Genomic DNA, 17,546 nt, shown 5'->3' with positions numbered 1-17,546 from the left:
GCTCACTATCGTGAGGTTTTTTGAATGCGTCGTAAACGAGGAGAACGTCACTCCGAACGAATTTGGAATTCATATCTCAAAATCATAATTGACGTTGTTTCGTCGGTCAAAAAGCAAGCACAATATGCGACTTCTATTGCGAGGTCTAAAAACGAGCTCAAGGAGATCCAGTTGATCGAAAAATCTTAAATCATTCAAAGATCGGTCAGATTTACTCAACAAACTGGCAAGAAAGAACGGCTGATTAATCGGGGCTCATGCAAGGTACGGATTGACACAAAACAAACCCCCAATATAGAACTTATTATTTGATGATCGAAAATACATTATCATTATATTGTGTAACAATATATAAGAAATGTCGTGTGACAAGAACATAGTCTCATTAATTGCTGCGTAAATTGCGGCTTTTTTATGTTATGAGATCAAGTTCTTGTCAAAATCCAATGACAAGAACTTGATCCCATTCCCGTAATTGACAAGAACTTGACTAATTCCCGACGAACGTATTCTTGTACGTTAAATTAAGATTATGCTGGGTGAACCGTACCACAAATAACGGCAAGTTTTTTGGGGAGAAACCCGCAGAAGTCTGCGTTGACTATTGCTAATACTTTGATCGACGCTTTCAGAAATGGCAGCGCAATCTCTTGGTAAAGCCTTGGTTGCTAAGCGCCGAGCTTCGGTCTATGGCAAGTGGGTTCTAAGAGTTCTTTATGCCGTGTTTGTTTGCAATTTGCTCGCTTTGGTTGGGCTGTCCCTTACCCTTGGTGATCAAGTCGCGAAGGCTGCCGCTTATGTAGATGCCCCAGGAGTCCGTACAGACGGCGTAGCACTCATACGTGGGAACGAGGCCTACGTGCGTAAATCGAACCTCTGTTTTGCCGTCTTTCTTGGCCATTTCAAAGACAATGTCGGTATCCTTCCACTCGTTCTTGTCCTTTACGAAGTTAAAGTAGTTGTCTGTAATGTGCCAAACAACCTTTTTACCTGGAACAAGATCGGTGATTTGGATGGTGCAGCGGTGAATATCTTGGTAGTGGTACTTAAATTCACCGAGTTCGTCGGTAGTGCCCTCAATTTCCTCAGACCACCATCCGCGGACGTTATTGATGGCGGCGAAGACTTCTTCGGGGCTTTGGTCTACCTTAAAATAAGTGCTGTAACTTTGATTCATGCAAGTTATCTCCCCTCGTTAATTGTTGACTACAAACCGAGTATAAACTTTGTACTTGCAATATGCAAGTACAAAGTTGCAAAACGCAAGCACGAATTGTATAATCATTCTCATGAAAAAGCGACCTTCCACAGTTTGTCCAATCGTATATGCGCTCGACATATGGGGTGATCCCTGGAGCCTAGTCATACTTCGTGACGTCCTTATCCATAACAAGCGGTATTACCGCGAGTTTCTTGCTTCACGCGAGCACATCTCAACTAATATTTTGAGCGCACGGCTCCAATCACTCGTCGAAGCAGGCCTGCTCGTCAAGATAGAAGGGGATTCAAACCGTGCACAAACCATGTACCGACCAACACAAAAGGCGCTTGACCTGTTTCCGGTCGTTTTTGCCATTATGCACTGGGGCCTGAAATACAACCCCAATACCGATATGACTATTCCGATCATGCAAGAACTAACAACAAACGAAAAAGGGCTGGAGCTGCGCCTTTTGCAGAATTTCGACGATATTACATCATAAAAAATCGCGTCGCAATTCCTTTGTATGGAACAAATGTACTAAGCTAAAGGAGAACGATAGCAGAATAGTTGCTCCGGCAGTCTTTTTTATAACTCATTCGAATACGGTACGGGGCAAATCTAAATTGACACAAATATACCCACAATCAACTCATGATTGCGGGTGTATTTGTGTCAATAAATCGAATGGGGGCATGATTGATTCATCATTGAGGGTGATATTGTGTCATTGGACAAATAAAAAATAAATGAATAATTTAGTGTATTACTTTAACGTGTGCATATGTACAAAATTGTCGGCTGACTAGGAGTTTAGAAAAGGGGTATCTACGTAATTTTATTACGTAAAACGATCTTATTACGGTAATTACGAATTGAATTTCGTAGAAAAAAAGTTAATATGACATATCCGAAAACCAAATTTCACATTTTACTATACTGTGACTTATCTTTGTTTTCATGAACTGTGACAAGATGGTAATCGTTTTGGAAGGAATTGGTAATTCTTGATAGAATAAATATGAAGATGATCAGGTAATAAATTTGTACTCATAAGGAGATAAAACTATGGCAAAAAACAAATTACTAAGAATGGACAATGTTGGCATCGTTGTAGAATCTCTTGATGACGCAATCTCTTTCTTCGAGGAGATTGGCTTGAAGCTCGAAGGGCGAGCTACTGTCGAAGGTGAATGGGCTGGTCGCGTAACCGGGCTGGGTTCACAGTGTGTAGAGATTGCTATGATGGTTACCCCAGATGGCCACAGCAGACTTGAACTTTCGCGATTTCTCACCCCATCTACTATATCAGATCACCGAACTGCTCCTGTAAATGCCCTCGGTTATCTACGCGTCATGTTCACCGTTGAAGACATTGACGAAATGGTATCCAGACTCACTAAGTATGGTGCTCAGCTCGTTGGCGAAGTGGTTCAGTACCAGGACTCGTATCGGCTCTGCTACATTCGTGGAAATGAAGGACTTCTAATCGGTTTGGCGGAACAACTCGGTAATAAATAAGTGACGTTTAAAAGAAGACTTAACTGAAATATACATTGCTAGAGTAAAAATAGAAACAGAAAAGCAGTGTGAAAGTATCTCGAAGAAGTCGGGTGCATCATATAAACACCGCATTCACGCGCCGGGTCTTGGCGACCCTCGGTCCCGGAAACAAGGAACGAGGAAGTAATTGCCGGGACACATCCGCACCGACCAACTGCATCGCGGCCGGCAGCAAGCTGCCTTAACTCGGTGGGACTTCGTGATGCATGAACTTTAACGGAAATCGATGCAAAACCAAATTAAAGGGAATCAACTAACGGGTACGATAGCTCGAAAACTAGACCAAGAGGCTGCCGCGGGATCGATCAGGCGGCCTCATAAAGCAAAAGGACGGATTACTTCAACAACAAGATTAACAGTATTTTGTAATAAACTTGAAATCATCATTTCACCTTGCATTAATAAATGTAGCCTATAATAAGAGTTGACCCCCTTTTTAAATATAAACCTTAGCCCTGTAGCCCTTGCTATGGGGCATTTTTTTCATTGAACTAAGAATGGAGACAACTCGTTTAACGCTGCGTTTTTTTTGAGTTATCCGATGCAAAAATGATCCAACAGCTAGCTGGCAATGAAGAAGTGGCACGTACAACTCTAGGAATTCCTCATCCTTACCCAGATGGGGCAGCGGAACAATGGATTGAAAATGTTCGTCAATCCTCAGAAAAAGGGGATAGTTACGCTTTTGCGATGATAATAAAAGAAAATGGATCACTGATTGGAAATATGAGCTTAGGAATATCTCAAAAACATAAACGTGCTGAACTTGCATACTGGGTAGGTCAACCATTTTGGGGGCAAGGATATGCAACAGAAGCTGCTCGAAGAATCGTTCAATTTGGATTTGAAGACTTAGACCTAAATCGTATTTTTGCGGCTGCAATGACAAAAAATCCAGGTTCATATAAGGTAATGAGAAAAATCGGTATGAAAGAAGAAGGTATTTTCCCTCAGCATGTATTGAAGTGGGGTTTATACGATGATTTAGTCTTTTATGGAATAGTGAAATCAGATTATTTAAAAAGAGGCTCGTTAAGCTAAAGGATAACGTTAATTCAATCGATCAAGGAGCAGCCGCGGCTGCTCCCATTATCCAAAAGGAAGGAAAGTACTTATCTTTGGGCAAGGCCTAGGGTTTAGGTACTTTTTTGATTTTGTACGGAATCTTCGTTTAACGGCCGAAGTGGACAATCGGACAAGTTCTTATCGTTTAACGGGTCATGTTCTTGTCGTCTGATCTTTGTCGTCCGTAAACTGTCGGACGACAAGAACATAGCCCGATTCAAACCCGCATAACACGCCTTGGTCAGGTGTAACGAAGGAATGTAAGGGCATAGACCCGTAGAGTCATGGGATGGTGAACCCCAAGTAAGTGTGGAGTATGCGTGCAGAAGAATAACCCTTGGAGAAGTGTTCCAGTACTTCTTCTGTTCCCGTATGCCCAAAATTGGGATAGCTATGTTTGATCGGCTCTCTCTTATACAACATCTGCAATCCTAGGTGTTAAAATCCTGCGAATGAGTGAGTATATGTGAGATAAACCCTTAATACTGAGGGACGGGCAGTTTTGCGCAACATTGTTGTCTGCAAAAAAATTCAGATACCCCCTTGAACCTTACGCAACGTAATGATTTATAGTGAACGTAACAGCAGGACAAAACACAGGACAACGGCCAAAAAATCGAACAAGATATATTCGAAATCGGAGGAGAAACGGACATGAGAAAACTCGTATTGTTCATGCATGTGTCGCTGGATGGGTATGCGTCAGATTCGAACGGAGGACTGGATTGGATTCCATACAACGAGGAATTAGAGAAATACGCCGAGGAGGTCGTAGCCGAAGTCGGCTCTCCGGTTTACGGACGTACGACGTATCAGATGATGGAGAGCTACTGGCCCACGGTGCTGGATGATCCGAATGCGTCGAGACACGGTATGGAGCATGCTAAATGGCTGCAGGATGTTAAGAAGATCGTCATTTCCGGCACGATGGACAAGGCAGAATGGAACAATACGATGCTGATCAAGGACAAAATCGCAGAGGAAATCAAGGTGCTCAAGGAGCAGCCTGGCAAAAATCTCGTTATCTTCGGCAGCCCGAGGGCTGCGAAGACGCTGCTTGAGCTCGGCCTGATCGACGAATTCCTATTGACGATTTGTCCGGTCGTCCTGGGAAGCGGAAAATCGGTATTCGACGGCGGCGTCGAGAAAATCAGGCTCAAGCTGCTGTCCAGCCGAACGCTCAAGTCGGGCATTATCGCGACCCGCTATGAGTTGGAGAAATAGTCGCGCCGTACAAGGTGTTCCGCTCTAACGGGGAACGTTACTTTAATTAAACAGCCTGCCGGCGTGATCCGGCAGGCTGTTCAGCTCCCTATGAGAATAAGGTTTCTCTCACGAATGCTCGCTCATTCGTAGGATTTCACATACCCTGTTTAAATAGGAGTTGAAACGAGAGCTTATGCGGTTAGATAGATCCGTTAGGGCGCATGCAGGAATAGAAGGTGCTGACTTAATTACAACATCTCCATGAAAATCGTTTGCTGCACGTCTCTCTCCACAAGGTCCTCGGGATTCACTCTCCCAAATCTCGACGGGTCTATGCCCTCACATTCCTTCGTCCGATCTATAAAGTTACACAAGAAGATGAGATTTATGAAATAGCGCCAAGAAGTAACAAAAAAACAATTGTTAATCCTAATGTAGCCGAGGTCGGTTGGGATGAACGTTATGTTGTTTTTAAAAGAAAAGATGGTAGTTTGGAGGAAATAGGAATTCTGGATACAAAAACAAAACATGTGAAGACATCGCAATATAATGAGAAAAATATGCAAGAGCTATATACAGAATTCAAAATTCCTAAACGAATCATACTACAAAAGGTCGAGATTTTATGGCCAGATACTAGACATTTGAGATAATAGGTTAACGAGCTAGCAGTACACCAAAACGTTGAACTAACGGAGACGTTAATTCAATGAACCAACGACAGTCTAGGACTTTATTTTCCAGACCTTGGCCTCAAGGAATAGCCGGTCGCTGCGCTGGTATGGTAATGAAGATGAGCATCAAGAAATTATGTTGGCTCATGCTGTGGCTCGCTCTGAGAAAGCCAAGGAAAAACTTGAACAAGAACGCGTCGAAATTGAGAACCAAAAGCGCCAGGAAACAGGCATACAATTCATAAACGACGTAATATCTCGGCAGAACGATATAGAATTCCAAGATCGTCGATTACGTGAAGCTGGTCTTCAATCCATTAACGAGGCAATATCCCGTCGGAACGCTCAAAGTTTAGTTGATTATAGTCAGCCATTCGATTTTACTGAACGGTCCTTAGACTATTCTTTTGATAAAAAAGTTGATTATTACAGAATCATACTTATTAAATGTAAAGAATCTGAACGGCTATTGCTTTATCCGCAACTGCAGACGAAGATAGATCAAGCTCAAATTATTATTGATCGAGCTAAGAGTTACCAAGGAATAGATTATGATGAATACTCGTCCCTGTATAGTATTATTGAAACTTAATAGTCGCTTTAAAGGTGTAGCTTCGGATGGTGTGAACCTTGCTGCGGACAGTGGGTCACGACAATAAAAAATCCATTTAGAAGGCCAATTAAAATGAAAAATAAACTTAAATACTTGTTGACCTTACTCATTATTGTTTCAATATTATATTTTAATAAAGAAAGTAAACTTACAATTATTGTTACGCCCATCAATCAAGCAACTGAGACATCACTTACTTTAATTTTTCCATCTGATCGTTTTCCGGAGACAGCCGCGCACATAAAGTCAGCGATTGAAAAAGGCGAATCTTCAGTTTGCACAATTGACCGTAAGGGAGCAGACGAGAATAGAAATGAATCATTAAAGGGCATCCCTACTAAGCCTAATTTGGATTGAGATGAATTTCCAATGGCGATGTGTGTAGAAGGCGGTAAAGGTGCCGATGTAATGTATATTAACCCTTCGGATAATCGAGGAGCTGGCTCATGGGTGAGTAATCAACTTGAGAAGTATCCTGATGGTACGAAAGTAAAGATACTAGTTAAATGACGCGATAGCATTAATTTATTGCTGTTCCGATGACGGTGTACAGCGGTGCGTTGCTACGCACGTGTATCGCCAAAGGCGACTATCAACGGCGGTGGCGCCAATCGGACTGAACGGAGAAGACCTACCCGACGGCCTACGTGCGGCAGCAGGAACAGGTGCACGGCGAGAGCTCACGAATTGCTCCATCAGATCGGCCAGGCTAATGACAAAGCACCACTTACTGGTAAGTGGCGCTAATCTCATTAATTGTTCGTATAATATCCGTTAAACGTATCAGCTTGCGTTCGCGATAAACATCATTCTACAACGTATGCAATTGGCGGATTTGCGGATTGTACCAATGTCCATAGTCGTATTTTCATCGAAGAGGCTTCGATCACAAGTTCTTCTTATACTGGCTTGGAGAGATCCCGTAACGGGCGCGAAATGACCGGTTGAAATGAATATAATTTGAAAATCCGCACAGATAGGCGATTTCCTCTAGTGTGTTTCCTCCGATCAAGATGTATTCTTTGGCCATGATCAGCCTCGTTTCGATCACATAATCCATAATCGATTGATTGAATGCAGATTTGAATAATTGCGAAGTTCTCGATACGCTCAATTTGACATGAGATGCAATATCTTTCAGCGTCAGCTTGCTGGCGGCGCGTTTTTCGATAAAATCCTTGATTCGATTGGAGACCGAGCATTCGTAACCAGTCGGGCCTTTGCCCTCTGTAATCAGCCGTCCCAAATGAAGAAAAAACGCCTGCACCAGGCAGTTCACAATATCGGGGTTCTCCTTCTGCAGCCTTCTTTTCTCATAACGAATCAATTTCCACATGGAAATCAAATCGTCATCGACTCCCAACTGGATCTTGTCAGGGGCGTGAAACTTGTCCCACCATTCGCTTAGCCACGGCTCTCCGGGTTCAATTAACAAGAAATAGTCGGAGCTGCAAGTGCTTTCGTCGCCGATGATCAGCTCATACGAGTCACCCGGTCTGCATAGCATCAAGTCTCCTGGACGGATTACATGAGTCACTCCGTTTACGACCACTTTACAGGAGCCGTCCGTCTGCAGCCTAATGACATAATGCCTTAATCCTTCGCGTCTATCGGTATACCTCGGCCTAGTATGAGTCGAATGTCCGATCGCAACGAACTTCATCGATATTCCTCCTCGAATATACATATACAGGAAATACAGGTAGCTTCATTGTATAAAGTGATGCGCAGATTCGTAAAGTATATTTTCCTTATTAAAAAGGATTTTTACGTAAAATAGCGGATAAATAGGCAGATCCGTTAACTTTTTGCTTGGATTGGATATGTTCCTTAAGGAGGGTTCCGCATTACAATAAAGGTAATCTGCCAGGCAGGAAATGATAGCATAGGAGAGTTGTATGATACATAAATTGGCGGTTCAATTATACACGCTGCGTGAGGAGTGCAGGAATGATTTTCCGCAGCTGCTGCGGGAGCTGAAACGGATGGGATGGGCCGGTGTGCAAATGGCGGGATATTATCACTACGATCCGGCCGAGCTGGCGTCCGTTCTGCGTGAAACGGGGTTGCAAACGGCCGGTATGCATGTAGGACTGAAGATGATTACCGACCAGCCGGAGCAGGCGATCGAAGAGGCCCGTTTGTTCGGGACTACGGATATCATCTGTCCGGGCATTCCGCCGGAGCAGCGGACGGAAACGGGCTACCGGGAGATCAAGCAAGCATTGAACGAAGCGGCTTCGGTCATGAACAAATCGGGGCTGCGGCTCAGTTACCATAACCATGCTTTTGAATTCGATGCGCCAGTCGACGGGGTATCCGCTTTAGAGTTCCTTTTGGAACCGCTCCCAAATAACCGGATATTGGCGGAAATCGACGTATACTGGGTGCAAAAAGCGGGACTGGACCCTGCATCGTTCATCCGGCCTTATGCAGGGCGCATGCCGATCATTCATCTGAAGGATATGACGGACGACGAGGAACGGACTTACGCTGAAATCGGGACGGGCTGCGTCGATTTTAAACCGATTTTAGCGTGGGGCGAAGCAAGCGGCGTGGAGTGGTATGTGGTCGAGCAGGATCAGTGCCGGAGAAATCCGCTGGACTGCGTCCAAACGAGCATATCCAATCTGACCAGGCTCATTTCGGAAATGAAATGAAACTTGAAACCTAAACTTAAACGAATCATGGGGGAGTATGAACATGTCTAAAAAGCTGAAGTGGGGTATCGTCGGCGCAGGGGCCATTTTTCGCGGGGCTCATGTCAAGCCGCTCAAGGAGCATCCGGAGGTAGAAATCGTCGCCGTGTGCGATATCAATGAAGCGAAAGCGAAGCAGGCGGCCAGCGATTACGGGATTTCCGCCGTCTATACAGACTATAGAGAGCTGCTGCGTCGGGACGATATCGACGTGATCGACATCTGCACCCCGAACCTGTACCATTCGGAAATCGCCATAGCGGCGCTCCGGGCCGGCAAGCATGTATTTTGCGAAAAGCCGGACGCCGTCAGCCCGGAAGAAGCGCAGAAAATGGCGGATGCGGCCAAAGAATCCAGCCGGACGCTGATGGTCATGCGCAACAACCGGTTTACCCCTGCGGCCCGCTATTTGAAAGCATATATCGAACAAGGGCAGATGGGCGAAATTTATGCAGGCCGCTGCGGATGGATTCGCCGCCGTGGCATTCCGGGCAAGGGCGGCTGGTTTACGACGAAGGAATTGTCCGGCGGGGGGCCGCTGATCGACCTGGGCGTACATTTTATCGATCTGGCGGTGTGGCTGATGGGCAATCCGAGACCGGTTGCCGTATCGGGCGCTACTTATACGAAGTTTGCCAATAATGAGCTGTCCGATTCCGCCCACAGCCAGTTCGGTGAAAAGCAGGAGGGCGGCACGTTCGACGTAGAGGATCTGGCCATCGGCTTCATCCGTTTCGATAACGGGGCTGCGCTGCAAATCGAGTTCAGCTGGGCGTCAAATATCGGGGAAGAGATGAATTTCATCGAGCTTCGGGGCACACAGTCGGGCGCGCATTTGAAAAAAGGAGAGCTGAGCCTTTTCTCCGAGACGGCCGGTCAATTGACCAATATTACGCCGGTTTTGCCGTCTGCAATCGGAGCACTGGGGCATGCCGAGCATTTGCGGCATTTTATCGACTGTCTCCATAACCGGGCCGAACCGATCAACACGCCGGAACACGGTGTAGATATGATCAAAATTTTAAACGCGATTTACGAATCGGGAAAAACGGGCAAAGAAGTCAGACTGTAATTCCATTTGGAGAGGATATGAGTTTCTAATGCGCATAATCGCCAAGCTGCTCTTATTCGTATTCGTTTGCATGGAAGTCTTATTTTCGTCCGGACCGGCCGGCATAAGCACCGCTTATGCCGGTCTTTGGGAGCCGGCGGGGGCGAACCGCATTGCAACAGCCCAGTCGATCAGCGGCTGTCAACCATGCAGCATCGTCATCGATTACGGCGACCCCGGCTATTCCGACGCAGGTTCTTGGAGCACCTCCACTACGGTGAAAGGTGTAAACGGTTCCACGACGAGATTTACGACCATCGGCGGCTCGTCTATCACGTGGAACCCGAACCTGGCGGAAGGGTCGGCTACCGTATCATTTTACAAGGTCAAATGGCCGGATAAGGCGGACCCTCGAGTGAAGATCGACATCGTTCATAATGGGAAGACGGATACCCGGTATTTGGATCTGACCCCCGCAGCGGAGGGATGGATTGAGCTCGGGACGTTCGATTTTTCCGGCGTGGGCGCCGAATATGTCAGCCTGACTCGCATTACGGCGAGCAGCAGCAACATCATTACCCGGGCGGATGCCGTCAAATTCGAGGGCGATATCTCGCAAAAAGAAGCGCAGCAAGGTCCTCTGCGCAGCCGCACGCTTCCGAATCTTCGCTACACGGAAAAAGGCGCAATTCAAAACGACAGGTATAAAGCTGTTTTTTATGAAGCGGTTTGGGATGGCGGTAAAACGATCGTTCGCGACTTATTTTTCAACGATCACGGGAGCTGGGTGCCGGCCCATTCCTCAGCGGAAAGGCTGGAGGAGCAGTGGGTTGTGTTCGACGGGGACGCGGGGAAGCGAACCAACTATTACGAGACGATGAACTATCGTTGGATTACGTTCGACCGGGTCGATTTTCCCGACAGCCAAACGGCGGTACTTACCGACTCCTCGCATGTAAGCGATTACGATTTCAGGGTAAGCTGGTCGATGGCCGGAAGCAGGCCCGACTTGTCGTACGACTTTACCCCGCGGAGAGACGGCAATTATGTGATCGGCTATCAGTCTTTCACTGCAGAGAAAACCGCTGCAGTGAATGAGGTGCTCAGCGGCTTTCGGTCGCATGCGAAAATGGTCGGCACGGTGGAATCGACCGGTCTGTGGGAGCTGACCGCGCCGATGAGTCTCGTTGAAAAAAACGACGGCGCGGATGCGGCTTATACGTATGGGGTATTCCTGCCTTCCGATGAGCTGCCGCTTGTCTTCGAACCGGCGGGAGGCGCAGCGGGCCAGCGGCTCGGGATGAGTCTTGTCAACAACGAGGGCGACGTGCAGCCGATTCTGTACGCTCCGCAGCTAGGCAGCGCATCGAAGATGACCGCGGGAAGCTCGTACCGGTTCCATTTCGGATTGATCGCGCAGCGAAGCGGTCTGTACGACACTTACCGGGACATTCTCCGTAGCGAATACCAATATGCCGCCTATCGGCAAAATGCTGCGGGACAGTCGCTGACCGATGCGATGTTCCATATGATCGATCTGATCCAAATGGAGCCGCAGGGGGACGACTCGGTCGATTATGTCCCGTCGCCGAGCGGCTGGTGGAACCGGGCCAAAGGCTTTATCGACATCGAGAACGAGGATGCCGTTCGCACGACTACAAGCGGCGTACTGCTCGGTGCGTATTATTTGACCGGTGACAGCAAGCTGTACGATACGAGAGCGCTGCCGTCCATTCAGTACGGCGTGTCGCGCAACAATGTCGGCTGGTCTCCGAAGCAAAAGCCGGTTTACGGCTCGGAGTCTTCATGGAAGATGGCCTCCGCGCCATTCGATAGTTCAACCGTATCCGCCGTTTACCAAATGACGGGCGGCACGGCGGCGGGCATATCTGCACTGGGACAGGAGGAATACCGGTTCCGCAATCCGGAGCAGAGCGACAGAGGGCCGATCATTCAGCCGCTCATGATGTACCGCATGACCGGAGATAGGGCGTATTTGCAGGAGGCGAAGGCGGCAGCTGACCGTTATCTCGCAGAGAAGATCGATATTCCGGAGACGAGGAGCCCGGACCGGACCGATTTTTTGTACAATTACGGCAAGCTTTGGATGGAGCTGCTGGAGCTGTACGAGGAGACGAGAGAGCCGGCTTACTTGAACGCCGCTTATAAGGAAGCGAAGCGGTACGCCACCATGTTTACGGCGCGTCCGGTTCCGGATGGCACCGTGACCGTTCCGCAGCCGCAGACGTACCCTTACCTCGAATCGTTCCATTGGCCGGAAAGCTATAGGTACGGATACCCCCGAACGAAGCTTCCGGAAGATGCAGCCGGTGGAATACAGGCGGACAGCTGGCTCGTCTCGCCGAACGGGCTTACGTTTGAAGCGGGATCGACCTCCTCGGCGTACCGGATGAATGCGCAGGAAGCGCCGTTTATGCTGCGCCTGGCGATGTATACGGGGGATCAGCTGCTGGAGGATATCGCTCATAACGCGGTCATCGGACGATACGGAAGCTACCCAGGCTATTATTACAGGGGCTTCGCCGTCAGCCAGCTGGAAGCGGACTTTCCGCTGCTCGGTCCGAGCAAGGCGACCTCGATCTATTATCATCATATTCCGGGGCAGCTCGGCCAAACGATGGATTATTTGATCACCGAGCAGACGCTGAAATCGAACGGGAATATTTCGTTTCCGTCCGTATTTGAAACCGATTTCCTTTGGTTCAAATATCATCTGTACGGGCATAAGCCGGGAACGTTTTACGGCCATTCGGGCGTATGGCTGTGGATGCCCAAAGGCATTATTGAGACGGGCAATCCGCAGCTGAACTGGATTACGGCGGAAAGCGGCGACCGCTTCTACATCGGACTCGCGAATGAATCGGCCGATCCGCAGCAGACGGAGCTTAAGCTGAATCCGCATATCATCGGCTTCGACCCTGCGAAAACATATCCCGTAACGGTCATCCGCGATAACGGTGCACCGGAGCAAACCGTAATGAAGGGCGGGAAAATCGGCGTCACCGTTTCGGGCAAAGGAATCACGGCGGTCATCATAGAGGGGCTCGACATTCGCGTGCCGCTGCACAAGGCAAGAACAGGCACCGACACGTCCGGCGCGAGCTATTTCTTCGATACGTACAGCCCGATTGACGCCGTCAAAGGCATGCTGCTCGTCAGACCCGATGAGACCGGCTATGACGCCTATGTGCAGGCTAAAACGACGCAAGCGGCGACGCTACATTACTCGCTGGACGGCGGAAAGACGTATACGGCGGATCCGGATACTATCTATCCGATGGAATGGTCGATCAAGGTAAACGATTTGTCGCGGACATTCACTTATTACATGGAGTCGGGAGGTAAAAAGACACGTGCGCGGACGCTGTATTTGCCTGACCGGGTGACGGTTCCGCCGGATCAGCCGGCCTGGCAGCCGGGACCGTCCATCGTCGTCGATAACGCCGACGCGGAAACGGAAGGCATCTGGGTGGGCGATACGTCGGCGGATCATTACTACTACGATAACTACGTTTACGCGAAAACGACTACGGGCACGGCCACGAGCAAAATCCGCTTTCGGCCGGAGCTGCCGGAAAGCGTTACTTACAGCGTATACTACAAGCTTCCTCAGGGCATAGCCGACGCGGCGACGAACGCTCTATTTACGGTTAACTACAACGGGGGCTCGCAGTCGTTCACGGTGAACGAGAGAACGGCCGACGGAAGCTGGGTATTCCTTGGAGTGTTTCCGTTCGCGTCGGGACGCAGCGGGTACGTCGAGCTGACCAACAAGGCGAACGGCACACGGGTCGCAGCCGATGCCGTGATGTGGGTGAGTGAGCGGGTGAAGCCGCAATGGGAGTCGGCCGTCCTCACATCGGATCGCGACGCGCTGGAAACGACGCAAACCGCTCAGCTCAAAGCGATCGGCTATATGGATACCGGATTGCCGGGGAATCTAGGAAACGCGAGCGTGCAGTACCAGCTCGACAGACCGGATATGGCTGCGGTGGACGGTAACGGCCGGCTGACGCTTTTGCGGACAGATGGGGTGACGGGGAGCATTCAAGTCTGGGCGACCGTAACCGTGGATGGGAGCACAATAACAACGTCGCCGATCTCCATTTCGATCAAGGAGCTGACCGTCATTGTCGACAGCTCATTACCGGGCGCATACAGCGAACAGGGACGCTGGATTCAGAGCAATTTAACCGGCTACAGCAAAAATGTAAAGTCCCGGTATACTACGGAACCAGGAGCTTCGGCTTCATGGATGGCGCAGCTTCCGGCGGGCCGCTACTCGGTCTCCTTTTACAAAATCGTCAACATTCCGGGCGCCGATACGCAGGTCAAGGTGGAAGTAAAGCATCAATCGGTGACCGAGGTTACGTATATCGATGCGTCATCGGGGACATCCGGTTGGATCCATCTCGGCACGTTCGATTTTGCCGGCGACGGAACCGAGTATGTCAAGATGACGAGGGTAACCTCTGCAGCATCTTCGACCGATATCATTTATACGAGAGCGGATGCCGTGAAGTACGAGCGCATTTCCGATTATCGTCCCGCTTCGGCCGTGACCGTAAGTCCAGGCAGCCCTTTTGTAAAGCCCGGGCAGCAGGTGAAGCTAAGCGCGCAGGTGACGCCGGTTGATGCGACTTACGGCGGTATCCTCTGGTCTTCGAGCAATACCCGGATCGCTGCCGTTGATGCATCCGGGCTGGTCACAGCTCTTGCTGAGGGCGCTGCGGATGTAAAAGCTTCCATCGTTAGCGGAACCGTATCGGGTAATGCACACATTACGGTGGACGGCACACCGCCCGAGATCGGCTTCGACGGCCCGCTCAGGATTCCGCTGACAGAGCCGTGGCAGGGCATTGTCTCTGTCACCGACCCGCTTAGCGGCGTTGCGGCGACAGAGATTCGTTTGGACGGCCGCGTTATCGACCGGGTATATGCTCCGGAGCTGTCGCTTTCCATTGGCAGTCACCTGCTGACCGTCACTGCGGAAGACCGCGCCGGAAATGCAATAAAGCGGACATTTACGCTTCAAGTGGTCATGGATGCCGATCATTTGGACGATGCGCTGCTGTTCGGCTTGCGAACCGGTTCGATCCGGAACGAGGGAATATACAGCAGCTTGTTGACCCAGGCCGAACGTTTGCAAAAGGAAGAACGGAAGAGCAAGGCGTTCGAGCAGGAGCTCGACGTACTGCGCCAAAAAATCGACGCGCAGCGCGGAAAGGCGCTGGATGCGGACTACGCTGCGCACCTCCTTGATATTTTGCGTTATTTGAGAGAGTCGGGCGGGACGAGTAGTTGACAACGAATTCTACAGCTTTGAGGAGTAACAGCTGCAACATTAAAAACTTGCGGAAGGATGAACAACGAATGAAACAAAAAGGCTTCGCGATCACTGCTGCCATTTTGGCTGCAACTCTCCTGGGGGGCTGCGCTAACGGCGGTTCCACTCAAGGCTCAGGAGCCCCCTCCAAACAGGAGGAGTCCGTCAAAGCCGACTTGCAGACTCCGGTGGAGCTATTGTTCTATGATGAGACGAATATGTCGGAAACGGTATTCAACGAACGGATCGCCCAGCCGGTCAAAAGCAAATTCCCGAATGTTACCTTCAAGGTCATCAAGCCGGGCAAAGGAACTTATATCAGCGAGATCGCTTCCAGCGGCACGCTGCCGGATATTTACTTCACGACGGCGTGGAGCTTTCCGCTTCAGGTGGACGGCAACATGGTGACGAACCTGAACGATATGGTGAAAAAGGATTCGATCGATTTGACCGGGTACCAGCCAACGCTCATCGATACGATCAAAAATTTCAGCACGAAAGGCGAGCTGTTCGCTCTCCCATACTCCAATTATGCATCGGTTCTTTACTATAATAAGGATATTTTCGATAGACTTGCCGTTCCTTACCCAAAGGACGGGATGAGCTATGACGACGCATTCGAGCTGGGCAAAAAATTAACGAAGGCGGACGGCGGCGTCCAATATACCGGTTTTTTCCCTGGGAACTACAGCTTTACTTACGCGCTCTTCAATGCCGGATTTGTCGATGTGGCGAACAAGAAAAGCAGCTTCAACAACCCTGATATGAGACAGACGTTCGACATCCTGAAGAACGGCTTCAGTAAGCAGGGCATTGAATATATGGATTATGCTGCGGCGCTCAACAAGTTCTACAAAGATAAGACGCTCGCGATGCTCCCGTACCACTTCGAACTGGGCCGTGTGGAGGCAGAAGCGAAGTCGGGAAGCGGCTTTAACTGGGATATGGCGCAGGCGCCGACGATTAACGGCTTCAACCACAGCGGTGCGCCGAGCATGCTGTCGATTTCGTCGCAAACGAAACATACGGCGCTCGCCTTTAAAATCATTTCGTATTTGTCCGCTTCGTTCGAATACCAGACGCTTTTGGCGCAAAGAGGCGTTCTGCCTGTGCTCAAATATCCGGAGATCATGAAAACATTCGGCAGCAATCTCGATTATTTGAAGGGCAAGCATATCGAAGCGATCACCAAAGCGAAACCGCAAGCGGTTGCCAAATCGACGCAATTTGACCGAGTGCCGGATAAATATCTCACGCAAGCGCTCAAAGATGTAGTCACCGGGACGTCGGATGTGAATACAGCGTTGAGCAAGGCGGAGGAGCAGGCGAACAAAGATCTTGCGCCGCAGTTTAAATAGTCAGGTTAATGCATACTTTTACAAACAAAAGAGGAATTCACCCTGCGGTGGGTTCTTTTTTTGCCATCGGAGAAGGACAAACCAATGTTCATTATCCATGATACCAGCCATCATATTGAATCGATAGGTTGGAGAAACCACATGGAGAAACCACATGCAGAGAGCTGGTGGTTCTACAGGTATGCAAAAAGCCGCGGAGCTCCTATCTAAAGCGGGCCAGAGCGTGGGTGATGTCACGGCGCTCCATGAAGCAAAACAGGATTTACAACGATTGCTGCTTGCCGTAACGTCCGCAGACGGAATGAGCTGGAGCGATCCCATCGAAATGTATCTCCCGATCATCCCGAATCACGGGCCGCATCGGACACAATCGTGTCAGATATTGTCGGGCGACAAGAACTTGACCCTTATGTTGCGAGAACAAGGATCAAGAATAATTGGTTACAAAATAATGTTTCGAGTGTAACGTCAGTCGGATTCATGATTGCCGTTTTTTCAACTCCCTCGGTAAGATAGCTCAATCATGACACGACGGCAGCGCCAAAATGTTTGGCTGCCGTCGTTGCGCTACCCCGAAAATTTCACATAGCATAGATCTAAAATTGGCAATACGAAACTAAGCCCAGCTTTAGTGTTTTTTTTAAAACTGTGCTTCATAGAATTTATGTGAAATCAAGATGGTTACGAGGCTGTCGAGGCGGTGAGAGCTACCTGAAAACCAAGATTCTCGAGCCTTCGAACCGCTTGTTTCATTATGGCTTCTTTTTGT

11 protein-coding genes and 1 pseudogene are annotated in these 17,546 nt (G+C 49.0%); 10 read left to right on the top strand and 2 right to left on the bottom strand.

Annotated features, from left to right (window positions below; genetic code table 11):
- Positions 1-703: 703 nt before the first annotated feature.
- On the bottom strand, positions 704-1,177 hold the full coding sequence (locus ACFQI7_RS34860; protein ID WP_218102954.1) for an SRPBCC family protein: 474 nt from the start codon (positions 1,175-1,177) through the stop codon (positions 704-706).
- Positions 1,178-1,289: 112 nt separating this feature from the next.
- Between ACFQI7_RS34860 and ACFQI7_RS34855 the strand changes: the two genes are divergently transcribed.
- The 6 genes and pseudogenes from ACFQI7_RS34855 (at position 1,290) to ACFQI7_RS34830 (ending at position 6,832) form a co-directional block, all read left to right on the top strand.
- Positions 1,290-1,703 (top strand): winged helix-turn-helix transcriptional regulator, encoded by a 414-nt coding sequence (locus tag ACFQI7_RS34855; RefSeq protein WP_143812996.1) that lies wholly within the window; start codon positions 1,290-1,292, stop codon positions 1,701-1,703.
- Between the two features lie 566 nt (positions 1,704-2,269).
- Positions 2,270-2,722 (top strand): VOC family protein, encoded by a 453-nt coding sequence (locus ACFQI7_RS34850; protein WP_218102953.1) that lies wholly within the window; start codon positions 2,270-2,272, stop codon positions 2,720-2,722.
- A 591-nt stretch (positions 2,723-3,313) separates the two neighbouring features.
- Positions 3,314-3,805 carry a GNAT family N-acetyltransferase gene (locus ACFQI7_RS34845; RefSeq protein ID WP_218102952.1) on the top strand — a complete coding sequence of 164 codons (492 nt, stop codon included), beginning with the start codon at positions 3,314-3,316 and terminating at the stop codon, positions 3,803-3,805.
- 678 nt (positions 3,806-4,483) lie between these two features.
- The gene (locus ACFQI7_RS34840; RefSeq protein ID WP_218102951.1) at positions 4,484-5,053 is read left to right on the top strand and encodes a dihydrofolate reductase family protein; all 570 of its coding nucleotides are present in this window, start codon (positions 4,484-4,486) and stop codon (positions 5,051-5,053) included.
- A gap of 792 nt (positions 5,054-5,845) precedes the next feature.
- Complete coding sequence (locus ACFQI7_RS34835) at positions 5,846-6,301, top strand: hypothetical protein (RefSeq protein ID WP_218102950.1); 456 nt, start codon at positions 5,846-5,848, stop codon at positions 6,299-6,301.
- 93 nt (positions 6,302-6,394) lie between these two features.
- Positions 6,395-6,832 (top strand): annotated as a pseudogene (locus ACFQI7_RS34830) (NucA/NucB deoxyribonuclease domain-containing protein).
- Positions 6,833-7,208: 376 nt separating this feature from the next.
- Here ACFQI7_RS34830 and ACFQI7_RS34825 read toward each other — a convergent pair.
- A complete protein-coding gene (locus ACFQI7_RS34825) occupies positions 7,209-7,985 on the bottom strand; it encodes an AraC family transcriptional regulator (protein ID WP_218102949.1) in 777 nt (258 codons plus the stop codon).
- Between the two features lie 235 nt (positions 7,986-8,220).
- On the opposite strand from ACFQI7_RS34825, the gene ACFQI7_RS34820 reads away from it, so the two are divergent.
- From ACFQI7_RS34820 to ACFQI7_RS34805, 4 genes are all read left to right on the top strand, one after another.
- A complete protein-coding gene (locus ACFQI7_RS34820) occupies positions 8,221-8,982 on the top strand; it encodes a sugar phosphate isomerase/epimerase family protein (RefSeq protein WP_218102948.1) in 762 nt (253 codons plus the stop codon).
- A gap of 43 nt (positions 8,983-9,025) precedes the next feature.
- Positions 9,026-10,093 carry a Gfo/Idh/MocA family protein gene (locus ACFQI7_RS34815; protein WP_218102947.1) on the top strand — a complete coding sequence of 356 codons (1,068 nt, stop codon included), beginning with the start codon at positions 9,026-9,028 and terminating at the stop codon, positions 10,091-10,093.
- A 28-nt stretch (positions 10,094-10,121) separates the two neighbouring features.
- Positions 10,122-15,398, top strand: a complete 5,277-nt coding sequence (locus tag ACFQI7_RS34810) for a golvesin C-terminal-like domain-containing protein (protein WP_218102946.1) — start codon at positions 10,122-10,124, stop codon at positions 15,396-15,398.
- A gap of 68 nt (positions 15,399-15,466) precedes the next feature.
- Positions 15,467-16,777 carry an ABC transporter substrate-binding protein gene (locus ACFQI7_RS34805; RefSeq protein ID WP_218102945.1) on the top strand — a complete coding sequence of 437 codons (1,311 nt, stop codon included), beginning with the start codon at positions 15,467-15,469 and terminating at the stop codon, positions 16,775-16,777.
- Positions 16,778-17,546: the final 769 nt, after the last annotated feature.

The organism is Paenibacillus allorhizosphaerae, assembly GCF_042659105.1.
Classification (GTDB): Bacteria; Bacillota; Bacilli; order Paenibacillales; family NBRC-103111; genus Paenibacillus_G; species Paenibacillus_G allorhizosphaerae.
This window is presented reverse-complemented; position numbering and strand designations above follow the sequence as displayed.